Source organism: Kitasatospora sp. NPDC089913 (assembly GCF_044748625.1).
Taxonomy (GTDB): Bacteria; Actinomycetota; Actinomycetes; order Streptomycetales; family Streptomycetaceae; genus Kitasatospora.
In genome coordinates this window covers 96,846-113,157 of record NZ_JBIVGI010000006.1, presented here as the reverse complement: position 1 = coordinate 113,157, position 16,312 = coordinate 96,846, and the positions used below count along the sequence as shown (strand labels likewise).

General features: G+C 74.7%; 10 protein-coding genes. 4 read left to right on the top strand and 6 right to left on the bottom strand.

Annotation, left to right across the window (positions count from 1 at the left end; genetic code table 11):
• Nucleotides 1-91: 91 nt before the first annotated feature.
• The 4 genes from ACIPYS_RS12105 to ssd all read right to left on the bottom strand — a co-directional run bounded on the left by ACIPYS_RS12105 (nt 92) and on the right by ssd (nt 4,955).
• Nucleotides 92-910, bottom strand: a complete 819-nt coding sequence (locus ACIPYS_RS12105; protein ID WP_400745608.1) for a type II secretion system F family protein — start codon at nt 908-910, stop codon at nt 92-94.
• A 107-nt stretch (nt 911-1,017) separates the two neighbouring features.
• Nucleotides 1,018-2,280 carry a type II secretion system F family protein gene (locus ACIPYS_RS12100; protein WP_400745606.1) on the bottom strand — a complete coding sequence of 421 codons (1,263 nt, stop codon included), beginning with the start codon at nt 2,278-2,280 and terminating at the stop codon, nt 1,018-1,020.
• A gap of 147 nt (nt 2,281-2,427) precedes the next feature.
• The gene (locus ACIPYS_RS12095; protein ID WP_400745604.1) at nt 2,428-3,834 is read right to left on the bottom strand and encodes a TadA family conjugal transfer-associated ATPase; all 1,407 of its coding nucleotides are present in this window, start codon (nt 3,832-3,834) and stop codon (nt 2,428-2,430) included.
• A complete protein-coding gene (gene ssd / locus ACIPYS_RS12090) occupies nt 3,834-4,955 on the bottom strand; it encodes a septum site-determining protein Ssd (protein WP_093860970.1) in 1,122 nt (373 codons plus the stop codon). The genes ACIPYS_RS12095 and ssd overlap by 1 nt, the downstream gene beginning before the upstream one ends.
• A gap of 859 nt (nt 4,956-5,814) precedes the next feature.
• On the opposite strand from ssd, the gene ACIPYS_RS12085 reads away from it, so the two are divergent.
• Nucleotides 5,815-6,636, top strand: coding sequence for an HAD family phosphatase (locus ACIPYS_RS12085; protein WP_093864958.1), 822 nt, complete (start codon nt 5,815-5,817; stop codon nt 6,634-6,636).
• A gap of 444 nt (nt 6,637-7,080) precedes the next feature.
• Here the strand turns inward: ACIPYS_RS12085 and ACIPYS_RS12080 are convergent, their stop codons facing one another.
• A complete protein-coding gene (locus tag ACIPYS_RS12080; protein WP_400745602.1) occupies nt 7,081-7,995 on the bottom strand; it encodes an oxidoreductase in 915 nt (304 codons plus the stop codon).
• 215 nt (nt 7,996-8,210) lie between these two features.
• Here ACIPYS_RS12080 and ACIPYS_RS12075 point away from each other — a divergent pair, with 215 nt between their 5' ends.
• From ACIPYS_RS12075 to acs, 3 genes are all read left to right on the top strand, one after another.
• A complete protein-coding gene (locus ACIPYS_RS12075) occupies nt 8,211-9,200 on the top strand; it encodes an ATP-binding protein (RefSeq protein WP_400745600.1) in 990 nt (329 codons plus the stop codon).
• A gap of 587 nt (nt 9,201-9,787) precedes the next feature.
• On the top strand, nt 9,788-12,304 hold the full coding sequence (locus ACIPYS_RS12070) for a SulP family inorganic anion transporter (RefSeq protein WP_400745598.1): 2,517 nt from the start codon (nt 9,788-9,790) through the stop codon (nt 12,302-12,304).
• Between the two features lie 211 nt (nt 12,305-12,515).
• A complete protein-coding gene (gene acs / locus ACIPYS_RS12065) occupies nt 12,516-14,519 on the top strand; it encodes an acetate--CoA ligase (RefSeq protein ID WP_173862076.1) in 2,004 nt (667 codons plus the stop codon).
• Nucleotides 14,520-14,651: 132 nt separating this feature from the next.
• Here the strand turns inward: acs and ACIPYS_RS12060 are convergent, their stop codons facing one another.
• Nucleotides 14,652-15,962, bottom strand: a complete 1,311-nt coding sequence (locus ACIPYS_RS12060) for a serine hydrolase domain-containing protein (RefSeq protein WP_400745596.1) — start codon at nt 15,960-15,962, stop codon at nt 14,652-14,654.
• Nucleotides 15,963-16,312 lie beyond the last annotated feature (350 nt).

The window sequence follows — 16,312 nt, the reverse complement described above, 5'->3', positions numbered from 1 at the left end:
CTTTGTTCGAAGCTTCGAATCCGACAAGAGACCGCCGCACCGACGACCGGCGCCGATCGATCGGCGGGCGGTCCCGCAAACGGTCGATGTGTCACATCGACTGCGAGAAACGCGTGCTGAGCCCCACCACCACCGGGACAACGCCGATCAGGACGAACGCCGGCAGGAAGCACAGCCCGAGCGGCGCCGTCGCCAGCACTCCCGCCCGTCTGACCCGGGCGTGCGCCGCCCGGACGGCCTCCGCCCGTTGGCCGCTCGCCAACCCGGCGAGCGCCGTTGCCGCCGGGGCGCCGCTCAGGCTCGTCCGGACCAGGCAGCGGGCCAGCGGCGCGAGCGGCGGATGCTCCTCCCCGAGCCGGTGCCAGCAGAGCTCCGGGGGCGCCCCCAGGGCCAGTTCGGCGGCCGTGGACAGCAGCCGGGGCCCCATCGGGGCACCCACGCTCGCGCCCACCGCCGCGACGGCCGCCGCCGGCGAGGCGGCCGAACCGAGGCAGGCCGCCAGAAGTTCGGCGGTGAGCGGCAGCTGCCGCAGCAGCCGTGCCTCGTCCAGTTCGGCCCGCCGCTCCGCCGGCGACCTCGCCCGGGGCAGCCACCGGTGCAACCCGGCCGCCAGCAGTCCGCCTGTCACCAGACCCGCGGCGCCGCCCAGGAAGACCGCCGCTCCGAAGCCGGCGCCCAGCGCCATCGCTGCCCGTCGGACCCGCCCCGGCAGGGCAGGACTCCCCCGTGCCGTCCGCCGCCGCGCCCTCCGACGGGCCCGCTGTCGGCGCGACCGCTCCTCCCCGCCCAGCAGGGCGGCCGCCCTCCGGCGCGCACGCCACCGGCGCCGGGCCCGGCCTCCGGCCGTCGCTCCCACCAGCACCGCCGCAGCGCACATCGCGGCCGCCACGTGCTCGGTCACCCACTCCATCCGTGCCCCTCCTGCTCGGCTCCCTCCTGCGCGCCCACCGCTGCGGCCGCCCGCACAGGCCGGTACCGGCTCCGGCGGCACCACGGACGCCCGACCCACCGCACGGGTCACCACGGCAGTACCTCCCGCCGGAACGCCCCGCTCGGCCGCGCGGGGCCGGACCGGGTGCGGGCCCGGATCCGGGTGATCCCGCACCGCCACTCCTCGCGTCCGTCGACGCCTCCCCTTCTCGGCTCATGACTCGACTCGTCGCCCGACTCATGGCCTTGGGCGGCCACCGGCGCACCGGCGGCGGCAGCCCCGACGATCCGGGTCGTCCACACCAGGCCCAGCCCCTCCAGGACCGCGCCCACCACCAAGGAGGCCAGCCCGGCCGATGTGTGGAGCAACACCTCCAGCGGCCGGGCGCCGAGTGCCGCGCCGAGCAGCAGCCCCGCCAGCGGGAGGGCGGCCAGGACCGCGATCGTGGTGCGCGGCGCGGCGAGTTCGCCGACGATCTCCTCCGCCAGCACCCGCTCGACGCGCAGCGCCTCGGCCACCCCGTCCAGCCCGGCCGCCAGACCCGAACCACCGGCGGAGGCGACCTCCCAGCAGGCGGCAACCGCCGCCGCCCCGCTCCCGCCCGGCCGTTCGGCGAGCAGCCGGAACGCCGCCGGGACGTCCGCGCCGTACCGGCCGGCCGCGAGCCGTGCGATCGGCTCGGCACCGATCCGCTCCAGCACCGACCGGTCGGCCGCGATCCTCGTGGTCACCAGGTGGAGCGCCTGCTCGGGTGTCGCCCCGCCGCGCAACTCGCCCGCCAGCCCGGCGCACAGCTCCACCACGGCGGCCGACCGGTACCTCGCCTCGGCCGCCGCGGCACGGCGCGAGCGCCACCTTCGGGCCGGCAGGACGGCCGCGAGCGCCGCCAGCACCGGGACGGGCGACGCCGTCGCCCACCCCACCGCCGACCCGCCGGGCAGGAGCAGGAGTTCCGGCGCCCGCCGAACAGCCCGCCAGGGACCGCCCGACCACCGCAGGGCCGCCGCCACCGGTCGCGCCACCGGTCGCGCCACCGCACGGCGCTCGCCGTCGTCGGCACGCCGCCCTCTCCCGCTCGCGCCTCTCCCGCCGGAGCCGCCCGGGGCCCCGGTCAGCACCGCGCCGGCCCGACGAACACCCGCCCACTGCCGCTGCAGCCGGCACCACCCCGCCACCGCGCCGACGGCCAGCAGCAGCCACCACCCCAGCACAGTCCCGTACAGCTCCACGGTCTTCGCCCACCTCCTCGTCCCGATCACCGCACCCACCACCTCGCCGGCCACCACGTCCACCGACAGGCCGGCCGGGCCGGCCGCGACACCGGCACCAGGACGGACCGCGACCACCACCGCAACCTCCCCGACCGCCCCGGCTACCCCGGCCACCGGCCGTCCCCCGTCCGCTCCGCCGGCCGCTCCCCGACCGGAGGAGCAGCACCGCGCCGCCCGCGCACCCGCACAGCGTCAGCAGGAACACCCCCTCCGCCGGGACCGCCGTCACGGCGGACCGTCCGCGACGACGACCCCACGGGCGGCGAGCAGCCGGCCGAGCCTGGACCACCCGGGCCCCGGCACCGTGCCGCCGTCCGCCGTGAACGTCACGGCGGGCGTGGTGACGGCCAGCCCGTGCCGGTCGCCGCCCACGGTGTGGATCTCGGCGACCCTGCGCCTCCCGGTGCCCGGCTCCCGCACCAGGTGCACCACCAGGTCGAGGGCCGCCCGGAGCTGGCTGTGCAGCGCCGGCCGGTCCATCCCGGCCAGCGAGCCGAGCGCCTCCAGCCGGACCGGCACGTCCGCCGCCGTGTTGGCGTGGACCGTCCCCGTGCCGCCCTCGTGGCCGGTGTTGAGGGCGGCCAGCAGGTCGGCCACCTCGGCCCCGCGCACCTCACCGATCACCAGCCGGTCGGGCCGCATCCGCAGCGCCTGACGGACGAGGTCCCGCAGGGTCAGCTCACCCAGCCCCTCCTGGTTGGGCGGCCTGGCCTGGAGCCGCACCACGTGCGGGTGGTCGGGCGAGAGTTCGGCGGAGTCCTCGACGACCACGATCCGCTCGTCCGGACCGACCAGGCCGAGCAACGCCGCGAGCAGTGTCGTCTTCCCGGTGCCGGTGCCCCCGCTCACCAGCAGCGAGAGCCGGGCCCGCACGACGGCGGCCAGCAGTTCGCCGCCCCGCGGCGGGAGTGCCCCGCCCGCCACCAACTCGTCCACGGTGAAGGGCCGGGAGCGGCACACCCGCAGCGAGATGTGGGTGCATCCGGCGGCGATCGGCGGCAGGACGGCGTGCAGCCGCGTGCCGTCCGGAAGCCGGGCGTCGACCCAGGGCCGCGCGTCGTCGAGCCGCCGCCCGGCCGCCGTGGCGAGGCGGTGGGCCAGCCGCCGCACCGCCTCGGCATCGGCGAACCGGACGCCGGTGGCCCGGCGCAGGCCGCCGCCCCGGTCGAACCAGATCTCGTCCGGCCCGTTGACCAGGACGTCCGTGACGTCGGGCGCCGCCAGCAACCGCTCCAGCGGGCCCGCACCCACCAGTTCGGCGCACAGCGAGCGCACGGTGTCGAGGACGTCGTCCCCGCCGAGCGGCGGCCGGGCCGCCCGCAGGGCGTTCGCCACCGAACCGGCGGTGGGAACCGCCCCGGACTCGGCCAGCCGCAGCCGGACGGCGTCCACCAGCGCGGCGGCGCGCTCCTCCCGCGCCGTCCGCCCGTAGGGGTTCGGCTCCGGCCCCGGCCGCGCCGCCGGACCGCTCCCGGGGCCGGGCAGGCCCCGCAGCACCCGCCGCTCGCCCGGACCGTCACCCCCGTGCCCCGACCGGTACCCGCCCTCCGGGGCCGCTCCACCGGCCCCGTCGGCACCCGGCCGGCCGGCGCCGGGATCCTCGGCCCCGCCCGCCCTCCGCAGTCGCACCATCAGTACACACCCCCCTCGACCGCCGGCACCGTCGGCAGCACCTCGTCGAGGAAGGCCCCGCAGAACCTGGCGAGCGGCCCGCCCTCGCGGATGCCGGGCGGCACCCCCTGTTCGAGGTCGAGGGCCAGTCCCGGCTCCGGGTCCAGCATCCCGGCGAGCTGCATCCGCAACCCCCGGGCGATCCGGTGCGCGGGGAGCCCGAACGGCCCCGGAGGCCGCACCACCACCCGCACGTCGTCGATCCGCATCCGCACGGACGCGGCCACCCGGTCCGCGGCCGCCACCGCCCTCAGTTCGGCCGGCACCACCAGCAGCGCCGTGTCGGACTGCTCCAGCGCCTGCCCGGCCGCCGCGTCCAACCGCCGGGGCACGTCGACCACCACCAGGCCGCCGCCGCGGCGCGCGGCGGCGAGGACGCTGCGCATGGCCTCGGGCGGCACCGTCGGGGTGTCTCCGCGGTCCCAGGACAGGCAGGCCAGCGTGCCGAGCCGCCTGAGCGCGGGCAGCGCCCTGGTCAGCTCGGCGCCACTGACCCGGCCCCGGGAGCCGGCGAGGTCCGGCCAGCGCAGGCCCGCCGCCGTCTCGCCGCCGAGCAGGATGTCGAGCCCGCCGCCGAGCGGGTCGCCGTCGACGAGGACGGTGCGCAGGCCCCGGCGCGCGGCGGTGACCGCGAGCGCGCAGGCCAGGGTGGAGGCACCCGCGCCGCCCCGGCCGCCGAGGACGGCGACGGTGCGGGCGGGCGGGCCGACGCCCTCGACGGCGTCGGCGATCCGGTCGAGCAGCCAGGTCTCCGCGTCCGGCAGGAACAGCACGTGCTCCGCGCCGAGTTGGACGGCCCTGACCCAGACGCCCGCGTCGTCGAGGTCCAGCCCGAGCAGGAGCACCCCGGGTCTGCGGGGCATCGCGGCGCAGTGCCCCGCCCGGTCGTCGCCGACCAGGACCAGCGAGGCCTCCTCCCAGAGTTCGCGCGGCGGCGCGCCCCGGACCAGCCGCGGATCGGTGCCGGCCGCCGCGCAGATCCGCAGCAGGTGCTCGGCCAGGGCGTCGTCCCCGGTGAGAACGAGCGGCCGGGCGGGCTCGGGCCCGCCGGTGGCGGCGTGGTCGGTGATGGGCTTCGACATGGCGGCTCCCCTGTCCCGGTGCCGGGCCGCGCACGGCGGCCGGGCACACCTACGAAAGGTCCGGCAGTCGGCCGGGGGCCCGTGGGAACCGGGCCCGGCAACCGCTGCCGGGCATCACGTTGGACGGTGATCCCGATTCCGTCCTCCGGGTTCCGATTCCCTGTGGACAACTCGGGGCTGTGGAGGAAAACGTTCACCCGGACGGGGGGCTATTGGACAAAGAATTGACTAATCGGGCTCGCGGAGATGAACCGCCATACCCGGCGGGACGGGATAGTGCCACACGTACCGGGTGCTGCCGGGAGCAGGCCCGAGCCTCATTCCAGGCATGGTGGATCCGGAGCCGGACATGACCAAAGCTCTACGGAGAGTGACGAAAACGCTGAGACAGCCGGACGGACCGACACCCCCCGTAGAGATCGCCCGGATCAACCGGCGGATCCGCCGGGCGGGCCGCCCGAGCCCCGAAAACGGCTCCGGACGTGCGACGACCCCCGCCGGGGGGGAGAGCGGGGGTCGTCTATCCACGGCCCGACTCGGGGGGGAGGAGCCGGACCGGGTTAGCACGGTCGCGAACGATCCGTGACTTCCATGGTGTACCCGAGCGGCCAGAAACACAAACCCGCACGCCCGCGAGTACGCCGAATGGCGGGCTGTTTTGCGGAGCCCTCTATCCTCGGTTCCCGTGGACACCACCGAGAACGCCGACGAGTACGCCGACGAGTCCCCGGACTCCACCGCCGCAGCCACCGCCGGACCCGACGGGACCCCCGGGGCCTCCGGTGCCGACGGGACGGCCGTGACCGGCGCGCGGCCCGGAGCGACCGGCTCCGGCCCCTCCGCGACCCGTCCGGCGGCCGTGCGCCCGCGCCCGAGCGGCCCGCGCACCGCCGCCTTCTTCGACCTGGACAAGACGATCATCGCCAAGTCGAGCGCCCTGGCGTTCAGCCGTCCGTTCTACCAGGGCGGCCTGATCAACCGTCGGGCCGTCCTGCGAAGTGCGTACGCCCAGTTCGTCTTTCTGGTGGGCGGCGCGGACCACGACCAGATGGAGAAGATGCGGCAGTACCTCTCCGCGCTGACCCGGGGCTGGAACGTCCAGCAGGTCCGCGAGATCGTCGCCGAGACCCTGCACAACCTGATCGATCCGATCATCTACGACGAGGCCGCCTCGCTCATCGAGCAGCATCACGCGGCCGGCCGGGACGTGGTCATCGTCAGCAGCTCCGGCTCCGAGGTGGTCGAGCCGATCGGCGCACTGCTCGGCGCGGACCACGTGATCGCCACCCGGCTGCAGATCGAGGACGGCTGCTACACCGGCGAGATCGAGTACTACGCCTACGCCGAGAACAAGGCCACCTCCATCCGGGAGTTGGCCGAGGTCGAGGGCTACGACCTGGCCGAGTGCTACGCCTACAGCGACTCCTCGACGGACCTGCCCCTGCTGGAGGCCGTCGGCCACCCGTCGGCGGTCAACCCCGACCGGGCACTGCGGAAGGAGGCGCTGGCACGGGAGTGGCCGGTGCTGGTCTTCGACCGGCCGGTGGAACTCCGGCGACGGCTCCCGGAGTTCTCGGCGCCGAGCCGCTCGGTGCTGACGGCGGTGGCGGTCGGCGCCGCGGTCCTGACGGCCGGCGCCGTCTGGTACGCGGCCCGCCGGCGGCGCCGCCCCACGGCCTGACCGGGCGGGGAGTCCGGCGTGGGCCGGCTCGCCCGGCACCTCTTGGACAAAACGGGCAAAAGTCGAAGAATTCTCATTTCGGGTTCCCCTTTCGCCCGAAACGCGATACAAAGGAGTCACGGCCCGCGAGACCCGGTCAGGACCCAAGAGGTCAAACCGACAACGCAGTTCAGGCCCCACGGACCGTGTGCACGGATAACCGGGCACCCACATGCAGCCGACCCGCTGTCGGGCCGCCGCACCAGACGAACGGGCAGGATCCCCGTCTGATCGGCACTTTCCGGTGCATGCATGGTCACCCGGCATCTGTGCCAGCGGCGGCACCCGGCAGGTTCGGGTGCCGCCGCATCCTTGTGCCCGGAGCTCGCCCGGAGCCCCCGGGGGGGCCGTCCGGACCCCGCCCCCGGCCCGCCCGCCGGACCGGGGCCGTCCGCACCGCGCCGCTCAGACCATCCCGCGCTGCATCGCCTCGCAGACCGCCGTGCTCTCCCGGACCCCGAGCCGCAGGGCCCGCCCGCAGTGGCCGATCCAGGCCGCCAGCCCCTCCGGCGTCCCCGCCAGATAACCGGCGAGCGCCCGCCGGTAGGCGTCCGTCCCCAGCTCCACGAGCCCCACCTCGGCCGGGCAGATCGACTTCGGGTCGAGGCCCTCCGCGATCAGCACGATCCGCGCGGCGGCGCGGGCGATCAGGCCGTTGTACGCGCCGAACGGCCGCAGCGCCAGCAGTTCGCCGTGCACGACCGAGGAGACCACCAGGGCCGGCGTCCCGACGCCCTGGCCCTCGGCTCGGGCCACCAGCAGCCGGGAGAGCTGGTCCAGCCGGGCGGCGACCTCCTCCGGACCGGGTGCCGCCGGGAGGGCCGGCACAGGGCCCGCCGGAGCGGCCGCCACGGCAGCCGGGACCACCTCCGCCGCGACGCCTTCGGCCGGCTTCAGCTCCGCCGGGAACAGGTCCTCGACGCCCTCTCCTGCCTGCCGCGGCCGACCCGCCGCGGGGTCGGCGTCGCCGACCGCCAGCAGGTGCAGCCGGGCCAGCACCTGGAGCGGCGAGTGCCGCCAGATGCTCAGCAGCTGCCCCGCCTCGGCGGCGATCCGCAGGGCGGCGCCCACCGTCCGGGTCTCGGGGTCGGCGCCGAAGTCGCTGCGTCGGCGGACCTCCTCCAGCGGCCAGTCCGAGCCCGCCAGCGCCGCGGAGGCGCGGGCGCCGCGCAGGGCCGACTCGGAGGTGACCTCGGCCGCGCGGCGGCGCATCACCCGGTGGCCGTAGAGGCGGTCGACGGCCTTGCGCACCTCGGCCACCGCGTCGGGCACCCCGGGGAGCTGGGCCAGCGGGGCGAGGGGATCTGTTCCAGTGCTCACCTACCCGAGAGTAATGACCCGGACGCCTCTGCCGGAACAGCAACCACGCATCACCCGTTCGAGGCAATCCTCACTTCCCTCCCGCAAACGGCCCGAAACCCCGGATAGCATGGCTGTCGAAGACGATAACGATTTCCAACTCGGGAGATCGTCGACCTCGCCGCGGCGCGGACCGCGGACGCGGCGGGTCCTGGAGCGAGAGCCGGAGTCCCAAGATGAAGATCGCCTTCGTCGGCAAGGGCGGCAGTGGCAAGACCACGCTGTCCGCGCTGTTCATCCGCCACCTGGCCGCCGCGGGCCGTCCGGTCCTCGCCGTCGACGCCGACATCAACCAGCACCTCGGCCCCGCACTCGGCCTGACGGACGACCAGTCCGCCGCCCTGCCCTCGCTCGGGGCCCACCTGCCCGACATCAAGGAGTACCTGCGCGGCGACAACCCGCTGATCCGCTCCGCCGAGGAAATGATCAAGACCACCCCGCCCGGGCGCGGTTCACGACTGCTCCGGATCGTCGAGGAGAACCCGGTCTACGCGGCCTGCGCCCGCCCGGTCGCACTCGACGAGGGCTCGGTGCGGCTGCTGGCGACCGGCGCCTTCACCGAGGAGGACCTCGGCGTCGCCTGCTACCACTCCAAGGTCGGCGCGGTCGAGCTGCTGCTCAACCACCTGGTCGACGGCCGGGACGAGTACGTGGTGACGGACATGACCGCCGGCTCCGACTCCTTCGCCTCGGGCCTGTTCACCCGTTTCGACCTCACCTTCCTGGTGGCCGAGCCCACCCGCAAGGGCGTCTCGGTGTACCGCCAGTACCGGGACTACGCACAGGACTTCGGCGTCCGGCTGCGGGTGGTCGGCAACAAGGTGCAGAGCCAGGACGACCTGGACTTCCTCCACCGGGAGGTCGGCGAGGACCTGCTGACCTCCTTCGGGCACTCCGACTGGGTGCGCCGGCTGGAGCAGGGCGCCCGGCCGTCGCTGCGCGCCCTCGAAGCCGCCAACCGCGCGGTGCTGGACGAGCTGAGGACGGCGGCGGACGCCGCGTACGACCTGCGGGACCCGCGCCGCTACACCGAGCAGGCCGTCCTGTTCCACCTGCGCAATGCCGAGAGCTGGGCGAACGCCAAGGTCGGGATCGACCTCGCCACCCAGGTCGACCCGGACTTCGCGCTCGGCGACGAACCGGCGGCGGCCGGCGCGACCGTCTGACCGAATCGGCACCGCGCAGCGCCGACGCGGAGCACCACCGCGCGGCACGACCGCGGCGGACACGGCGGACACGGGCCGCGACCCCGGAACGGGGCCGCGGCCCTCCTGCGTCCGCCCCGCCCCGACTTGACCCGCCCCGCCCCGCCTCGCCCTGGCCCACCGCGGCCCGCGGTGCTGCCGCCGACAACGGTCACCGCCACGGCCGCGGCGCCCCCACCAGCAGATTCGCATCCGTTCGGCCACCACCCATTGGGGTGAACCAGACGGATATTGCCTGTCGCTCCGGATGACGCTGTGCAAAGCTCTCATTACCCTCGGTTTACCGAGTCTTGATGTACCGAGTCTTGATGTTCAGCATCCGTTCCGGTGCTCCTCGACGTGGCCTGGCTCCTCCCAGCGCCCACCGAGTGACCACCGGAGCCCCCGATGGTCCAAGGCCCGGCCGGTGACACCCGCACTCCCGGCCCGTCCGCACCATCCCGCCACACCGTCGCGACCCACGACAGCCGATCCGCTCCACCGAGCCCATGACCGGACTCACTGCCGGACCTGACTGCGTTCGTTCCCCCGGACAGACGGGAAGACCCATGACCCTCGACATCTCCAGCGCACCCATCGCCTCCGACACCACCGACCACGCCCCGCCGGGCCGACGTCCCCGCGCCACCTGGGCGCAGGACCTCTCGGCCTCCCTGGTGGTCTTCCTCATCGCCGTGCCGTTCTCCCTCGGCATCGCCCTGGCCACTGGCGCCCCGCTCACCGCGGGCCTCGCCGCCGCGGCCGTCGGCGGCATCGTGGTCGGACTGTTCGGCGGCACTCCGTTGCAGGTCAGCGGACCCTCGGCCGCGCTCACCGTGATCACGGCCGGACTCATCGCCCAGTACGGCTGGCAAGCGACCTGCGCCATCACCCTCGCCGCCGGCCTGCTCCAACTCCTCCTGGGGGTAAGGCGGGTGGCCCGGACGGCACTGGCCGTCTCGCCCGCCATCGTGCACGGCATGCTGGCCGGCGTCGGCCTCGCCATCGCGATCGCCCAGTTGCACGTCGTCCTCGGCGGCTCCCCGCAGAGCTCCGCCCTGGCCAATCTGCTCGCCCTGCCGAGCCAGCTGGCGGCCCCGCACCCGTCCGCCCTGGCCGTCGGCGCGGTCACTGCGGCGGTGCTGCTCGGCTGGCCCCGACTGGGCCGACTCCCCGGCCGGTACGGCGAGTTCGGCACCCGACTGGCCAAGGTCCCCGGCCCGCTGGCGGCCGTCGCCGCCGCCACCACGCTCGCGGTCACGCTGGACCTGCGGCTCGCCCGGGTCGACCTGCCCGCCTGGGAGCCGCACGACCTCGTCCCCGACCTTCCCCACGGAGCGCCCCTCGCCGTGCTCGCCGCCGTGCTGACCGTCACCGCCGTGGCGAGCGTCGAATCACTGCTCTCCGCCGTCGCGGTCGACCGGATGTCGCACCGCACCGGCGACCTCGACCGCGAGCTGCGCGGCCAGGGGCTGGCCAACATGATCAGCGGACTGGTCGGCGGACTGCCGATCGCCGGCGGCGCGGTACGCAGCACCGCCAACGTCCGGGCCGGAGCCCGCAGTCGCTGGTCCTCGGTGCTGCACGGGGTGTGGGTGCTGGCGGCCGCGATGGCCCTCACCGGCGGGCTGCGTCGGATCCCGCTGGCCGCCCTCGCCGCCCTGGTGCTGGTCGTCGGCCTGCAGATGGTGAGCTTCGCGCACATCCGCAAGGTCCACCGGCACCGGGAGTTCCCGGTCTACCTGGTCACCGTGGTCTCCGTGGTGCTGTTCGGCGTACTGCCGGGTGTGGCGCTGGGCGCCGCCACGGCCGCGCTGCTCGCGCTCTACCGGCTGACCCGCGCGCACGTGGACGTGCTGGCCGGCCCCGACGGCGCGTTCACCGTGGAGACGCACGGCCCGCTGACCTTCGCCGCGGTGCCCCGGCTGAGCCGGGCCCTGGCCGGCATCCCGGCCGGCGCCGAGGTCGCCGTCGTGCACGACGGCTCCTTCCTGGACCACGCCGCCTACGAGACACTGCACAGCTGGCGCACCGGCCACCAGGCGGGCGGCGGACAGGTGTCGATGGTGACCCGCCGCCAGGACGACGAGGTGCTCGACCCGGACGGCACCGTCCGCACCGGAAGCTCCCCCGGCCCGCACCGCTGCCGCGCGTGGACGCCCTGGGTCGGCCACCACTGCATCGAACAGCAGGAGGACCCGCACGTCCGGCTGCTCGACGGGGTGCGGGTGTTCCAACTGCACACCGCCCCGCTGATCCGGCCGGAGCTGGCCCGGCTGGCCCGGGAGGGACAGACCCCCTCGCAGCTGTTCCTGACCTGCGCCGACTCCCGGATGGTCACCAGCATGATCACCAACAGCGGCCCCGGCGACCTCTTCACCGTGCGCAACGTCGGCAACCTGGTGCCGGCCCCGCACGAGCCGGGCGCGGCCGACGACTCGGTGGCGGCGGCGGTGCAGTACGCGGTGGAGGTGCTGGAGGTACGGTCGATCACCGTCTGCGGGCACTCGGGCTGCGGGGCGATGAAGGCGCTGCTGGACGGGGTGCACGAGCAGCCCGGCCGACCCACTCCCCTGGCCCGCTGGCTGCGCAACGGCCGGGGCTCGCTGGACCGGCTGCGCCGGGTCCCGGCGGAGTTCACCGACCGCGCGGTGGTCGATGTGACCGAACAGCTCTGCATCACGAACGTGGTCCAGCAGCTGGACCAGCTGATGGCCAACCCGGCCGTGGAGCGGCGGGTCGCCGAGGGCACCCTGCGGCTGGTCGGCATGTACTTCGACTTCGCCACCGCGCAGGCCTACGTGCTCGACCCGGGCAGCGGCCGGTTCAGCCCGGTCGAGGCGCTGGCACCGGCGCCGGCCGTCGCTGCCACCTCCGCCGCTGCCACCTCCACCTCCACCGACACCCCCACCTTCGCCGACACCGCCGCCTCCGCAGCGACGTCCGCCCCCGCGACGCTGTCGTCCACCCCGCGCAGGGAGCACGACACGCCCGAACGAGTGAATGAATTCGAACAGGTTCCGACCACCGGTACCGTCGCCGCGGATCCGGCCAGGGACGGCGGAGGCCCCGGCCTGGCCGCCTGAGAGCCGGGCCCGCGTCCGGCCGGGCGGGCCAAGGACGCGGGCCCACCTCCTCCGGCCGCCCGAGACGCCTCCGACCTCGGGCGGCCGTTCGACGAGCGATCAAAGGTCTACACCAATTAGCCAGAGCCTCTTGTCAACTGACCTCTTCGCCTGGTGAGCTGTGCGCTGGGACACACGGGACAATCCCCACGCACGGGAAACGACCCCGATCATGACTCATGAGGAGTGCGCGTTGAGCAACGAGAGCCTGGCCAACCTGCTCAAGGAGGAGCGGCGTTTCGCCCCGCCGGCAGAGCTCGCCGAAGCCGCCAACGTCACCGCGGCCGCGTACGCTCAGGCATCCGAGGACCGCCTCGGCTTCTGGGCCGAGCAGGCCCGCCGCCTCACCTGGGCCGTCGAGCCCACGCAGACCCTCGACTGGTCGAACCCGCCGTTCGCGAAGTGGTTCGCCGACGGCAAGCTCAACATCGCGTACAACTGCGTGGACCGCCACGTCGAGGCCGGCCACGGCGACCGCGTCGCCATCCACTTCGAGGGCGAGCCCGGCGACGGTCGCTCCATCACCTACGCCCAGCTCAAGGACGAGGTCTCCCAGGCTGCCAACGCCCTGCTGGAACTCGGCGTCACCAAGGGCGACCGCGTCGCCATCTACCTGCCGATGATCCCCGAGGCCGTCGTCTCGATGCTCGCCTGCGCCCGCATCGGCGCCACCCACTCCGTCGTCTTCGGCGGCTTCTCGGCCGACGCCGTCGCCTCCCGCATCCAGGACGCCCGGGCCAAGCTCGTCATCACCGCCGACGGCGGCTACCGGCGCGGCAAGCCCTCCGCCCTCAAGCCCGCCATCGACGAGGCCCTCACCAAGGCCGAGGGCGTCGAGCACGTCCTCGTCGTGCGCCGCACCGGCCAGGACACCGCCTGGACCGAGGGCCGGGACGTGTGGTGGCACGAGCTCACCGCCCGCCAGTCCACCGAGCACACCCCCGAGGCGCACGACGCCGAGCACCCGCTGTTCATCCTCTACACCTCCGGCACCACCGGGAAGCCCAAGGGCATCCTGCACACCACCGGCGGCTACCTCACTCAGGCCAGCTACACCCACCACGCCGTCTTCGACCTCAAGCCGGAGACCGACGTCTACTGGTGCACCGCCGACATCGGCTGGGTCACCGGACACTCCTACATCGTCTACGGCCCGCTCTCCAACGGCGCCACCCAGGTCATCTACGAAGGCACCCCGGACACCCCCCACCAGGGCCGGTTCTGGGAGATCGTGCAGAAGTACGGCGTCACCCTCCTCTACACGGCGCCCACCGCGATCCGCACCTTCATGAAGTGGGGCGACGACATCCCGGCGAAGTTCGACCTGTCCTCCCTGCGGGTGCTGGGCAGCGTCGGCGAGCCGATCAACCCCGAGGCCTGGATCTGGTACCGCGAGCACATCGGCGCCTCCACCGCCCCGATCGTGGACACCTGGTGGCAGACCGAGACCGGCGCCATCATGATCAGCCCGCTGCCCGGCGTCACCGAGACCAAGCCGGGCTCCGCCCAGCGCGCCCTTCCCGGCATCGCCGCCACCGTTGTCGACGACAACGGTGTCGAGGTCGCCAACGGCTCCGGCGGTTACCTCGTCCTCACCGAGCCGTGGCCCTCCATGCTGCGCACCATCTGGGGCGACGACCAGCGCTACATCGACACCTACTGGTCGCGCTTCGGCGCCGGACACAACGCGGCCGACCCCGAGTGGCGCTACTTCGCGGGCGACGGTGCCAAGAAGGACGAGGACGGCGACATCTGGCTGCTCGGCCGGGTCGACGACGTCATGCTGGTCTCCGGCCACAACATCTCGACCACCGAGGTCGAGTCGGCGCTGGTCGGGCACCCCTCGGTGGCCGAGTCCGCGGTCGTCGGCGCCACCGACGCCACCACCGGCCAGGCGATCGTCGCCTTCGTCATCCTGCGCGGCACCGCCACCGACAGCCCGGAGCTGGTCGAGGAGCTGCGCTCGCACGTCGGCCGCACCCTCGGCCCGATCGCCAAGCCGAAGCAGATCAAGGTGGTCGGCGAACTGCCGAAGACCCGCTCCGGCAAGATCATGCGCCGCCTGCTGCGCGACATCGCCGAGGGCCGCGAGATCGGCGACACCACCACCCTCGCCGACTCGACCGTGATGAACCTCATCCAGGCCCAGCTCCCGCCGGCCGGTTCCGAGGGCTGATCCGGGAGGTCCGACCTCGCGTCGGCTGCCCGCCACGCCACCTTCGGGCGGCGGGGCGGGCAGCCGACGCCACGGTGCCCCGGGCGGTTTCCACCGCCCGGGGCACCGTCGGCTCCGGCACAGGTCAGGTGGTCAGCCCTCGCCGAACTCGGCGATCAGCACGCGCAGGGTCTCGTGCGCGCTCTGCACCAGGGCCCGGCTGCGCAGCGGCTGTCCGCCGGCCAGGACCGCCAGACCCACCGGGACCCGGGGGCTGAATCCGACGAAGGCGGTGGACCCCCGGTCGGCACCCACGTGGTAGACCACCTCGCCGGCCTCGACCGGGCCCGCCCCGTCGGACGCCACCGGCACCGGGAGCACGGCCCACCCCGCAGCCTCGGCACGCCCGGCAGCCCCCGGACGCCCCGCGACCCCGGCACGCCCGGCAGCCCCGGACCGCCCGAACGCCCCGGCCACGGAGGCCCCCACCGCGGCCACGGATGCCCCCGCCCCGGCCACCCCGGCCCCCGCCGGCCTCGCGGCCGCCCGCGGTTCCGCCGCCCCCGCCGGAAGCGCCCGGTGGTTCCACCCCAGACAGATCCGCGGCCCACCGCGCCGCCCGTCGGTGCGCGGGCGGCGCACCTCGTTCAGCGCCGTCCGCAGCACCGCCGCGTCCGCCCGCTCGGGAAGCGGGACGGCGTCCAGCGCGAGGTGCGCCTGGAGGTAGCGGAGCATGTCGTCCGCCGTGGACCGGAGCGCGGCGGCGGCCGGCAGTGCGGGCAGCCGGAAGGACGGCACCCTCCGCCCGCGCCGGTATCCGGCGTCCTCCTCACGGCCGGGACCGCAGGAGGTGTCCATCAGACCGAGCGGCCCGCAGACCCGGGCGGCGAGCAGATCGTCGTACCGCTGCCCGGCCGCGTTGGCGAGCAGCAGGCCGAGCAGTCCGCAGCCGAGGTTGGAGTACCGGACCTGGGTGCCGGGCGTGCCGCGCACCGCCGTCCTCGGCAGCGCCCGCAGCAGGTGGGCCGGTCCGAAGGTGGCGTACGGGCGGGTGAACCAGCGCGGGACCTGCCCGGGCAGCACGCCGTCCGGCAGCCGGGGCAGGCCGGACGTGTGGGTGGCCAGGTGGAGCAGGGTGATCGGGCGCTCCTGCGGGTAGCCGGGGGCCGCGTCGGCGGGCAGGTAGCGGTCGATCGGATCGTCGTAGCCGACCTCGCCGCGGGCGGCCATCTCCGCGAGCAGCAGGCCGGTGAACGTCTTGGTGACGGAGCCGAGTTCGAAGCGGGTGTCGGCGCGGACCGGGCGTTCGGTGGAGCGGACGGCGTGGCCTCGGCAGGCGACGGTCCGCTCGTCGCCGCGGATCACCACGACGGCGGCGCCGCCGGCCGGTGCGGCGGCACGGAACAGCGGGCGGAGCAGGCGGTCGAGTTCGGGGTCGGGCGGGCCGTACAGCGGGGCATTCATCGGAGGGCGCTCCGGCGGCCGGACCGGACCGTGCGGGGCGGGCAGGACGGACGAGACCCACGAGACGTATACGAACGGAAGGATAAGAGGGGCGGTCTGGGCATGGCGGCGCCTCCACAGCGCAAAGGTCGGGAGCCCGGGGGAAAACCCCTGGACCGGGGCTCCGACCTCGGCCGGGCCCTGCGGTCGACGATAGAGAGCCGTTCACCCGTCTGCACGCCGCCGACTCCGTTCGGGTGCCGATCGGCCGTACGGACGGGTGCACAACGGGCCACCCAGGCTTAGGTCCTGAAGTATGACAATCCGGATGTCGCCTTGTTGTTTCCGTTAGACTGTCAACGACGCATCAA

Excerpts from the sequence above, each read along its gene's own strand:
- ACIPYS_RS12105 (WP_400745608.1), bottom strand. The coding sequence starts at position 910 with ATGGAGTGGGTGACCGAGCACGTGGCGGCCGCGATGTGCGCTGCGGCG.
- ACIPYS_RS12095 (WP_400745604.1), bottom strand. The coding sequence starts at position 3,834 with ATGGTGCGACTGCGGAGGGCGGGCGGGGCCGAGGATCCCGGCGCCGGC.
- ssd (WP_093860970.1), bottom strand. The coding sequence starts at position 4,955 with ATGTCGAAGCCCATCACCGACCACGCCGCCACCGGCGGGCCCGAGCCC.
- ACIPYS_RS12075 (WP_400745600.1), top strand. The coding sequence starts at position 8,211 with ATGAAGATCGCCTTCGTCGGCAAGGGCGGCAGTGGCAAGACCACGCTG.
- ACIPYS_RS12070 (WP_400745598.1), top strand. The coding sequence starts at position 9,788 with ATGACCCTCGACATCTCCAGCGCACCCATCGCCTCCGACACCACCGAC.
- acs (WP_173862076.1), top strand. The coding sequence starts at position 12,516 with ATGACTCATGAGGAGTGCGCGTTGAGCAACGAGAGCCTGGCCAACCTG.
- ACIPYS_RS12060 (WP_400745596.1), bottom strand. The coding sequence starts at position 15,962 with ATGAATGCCCCGCTGTACGGCCCGCCCGACCCCGAACTCGACCGCCTG.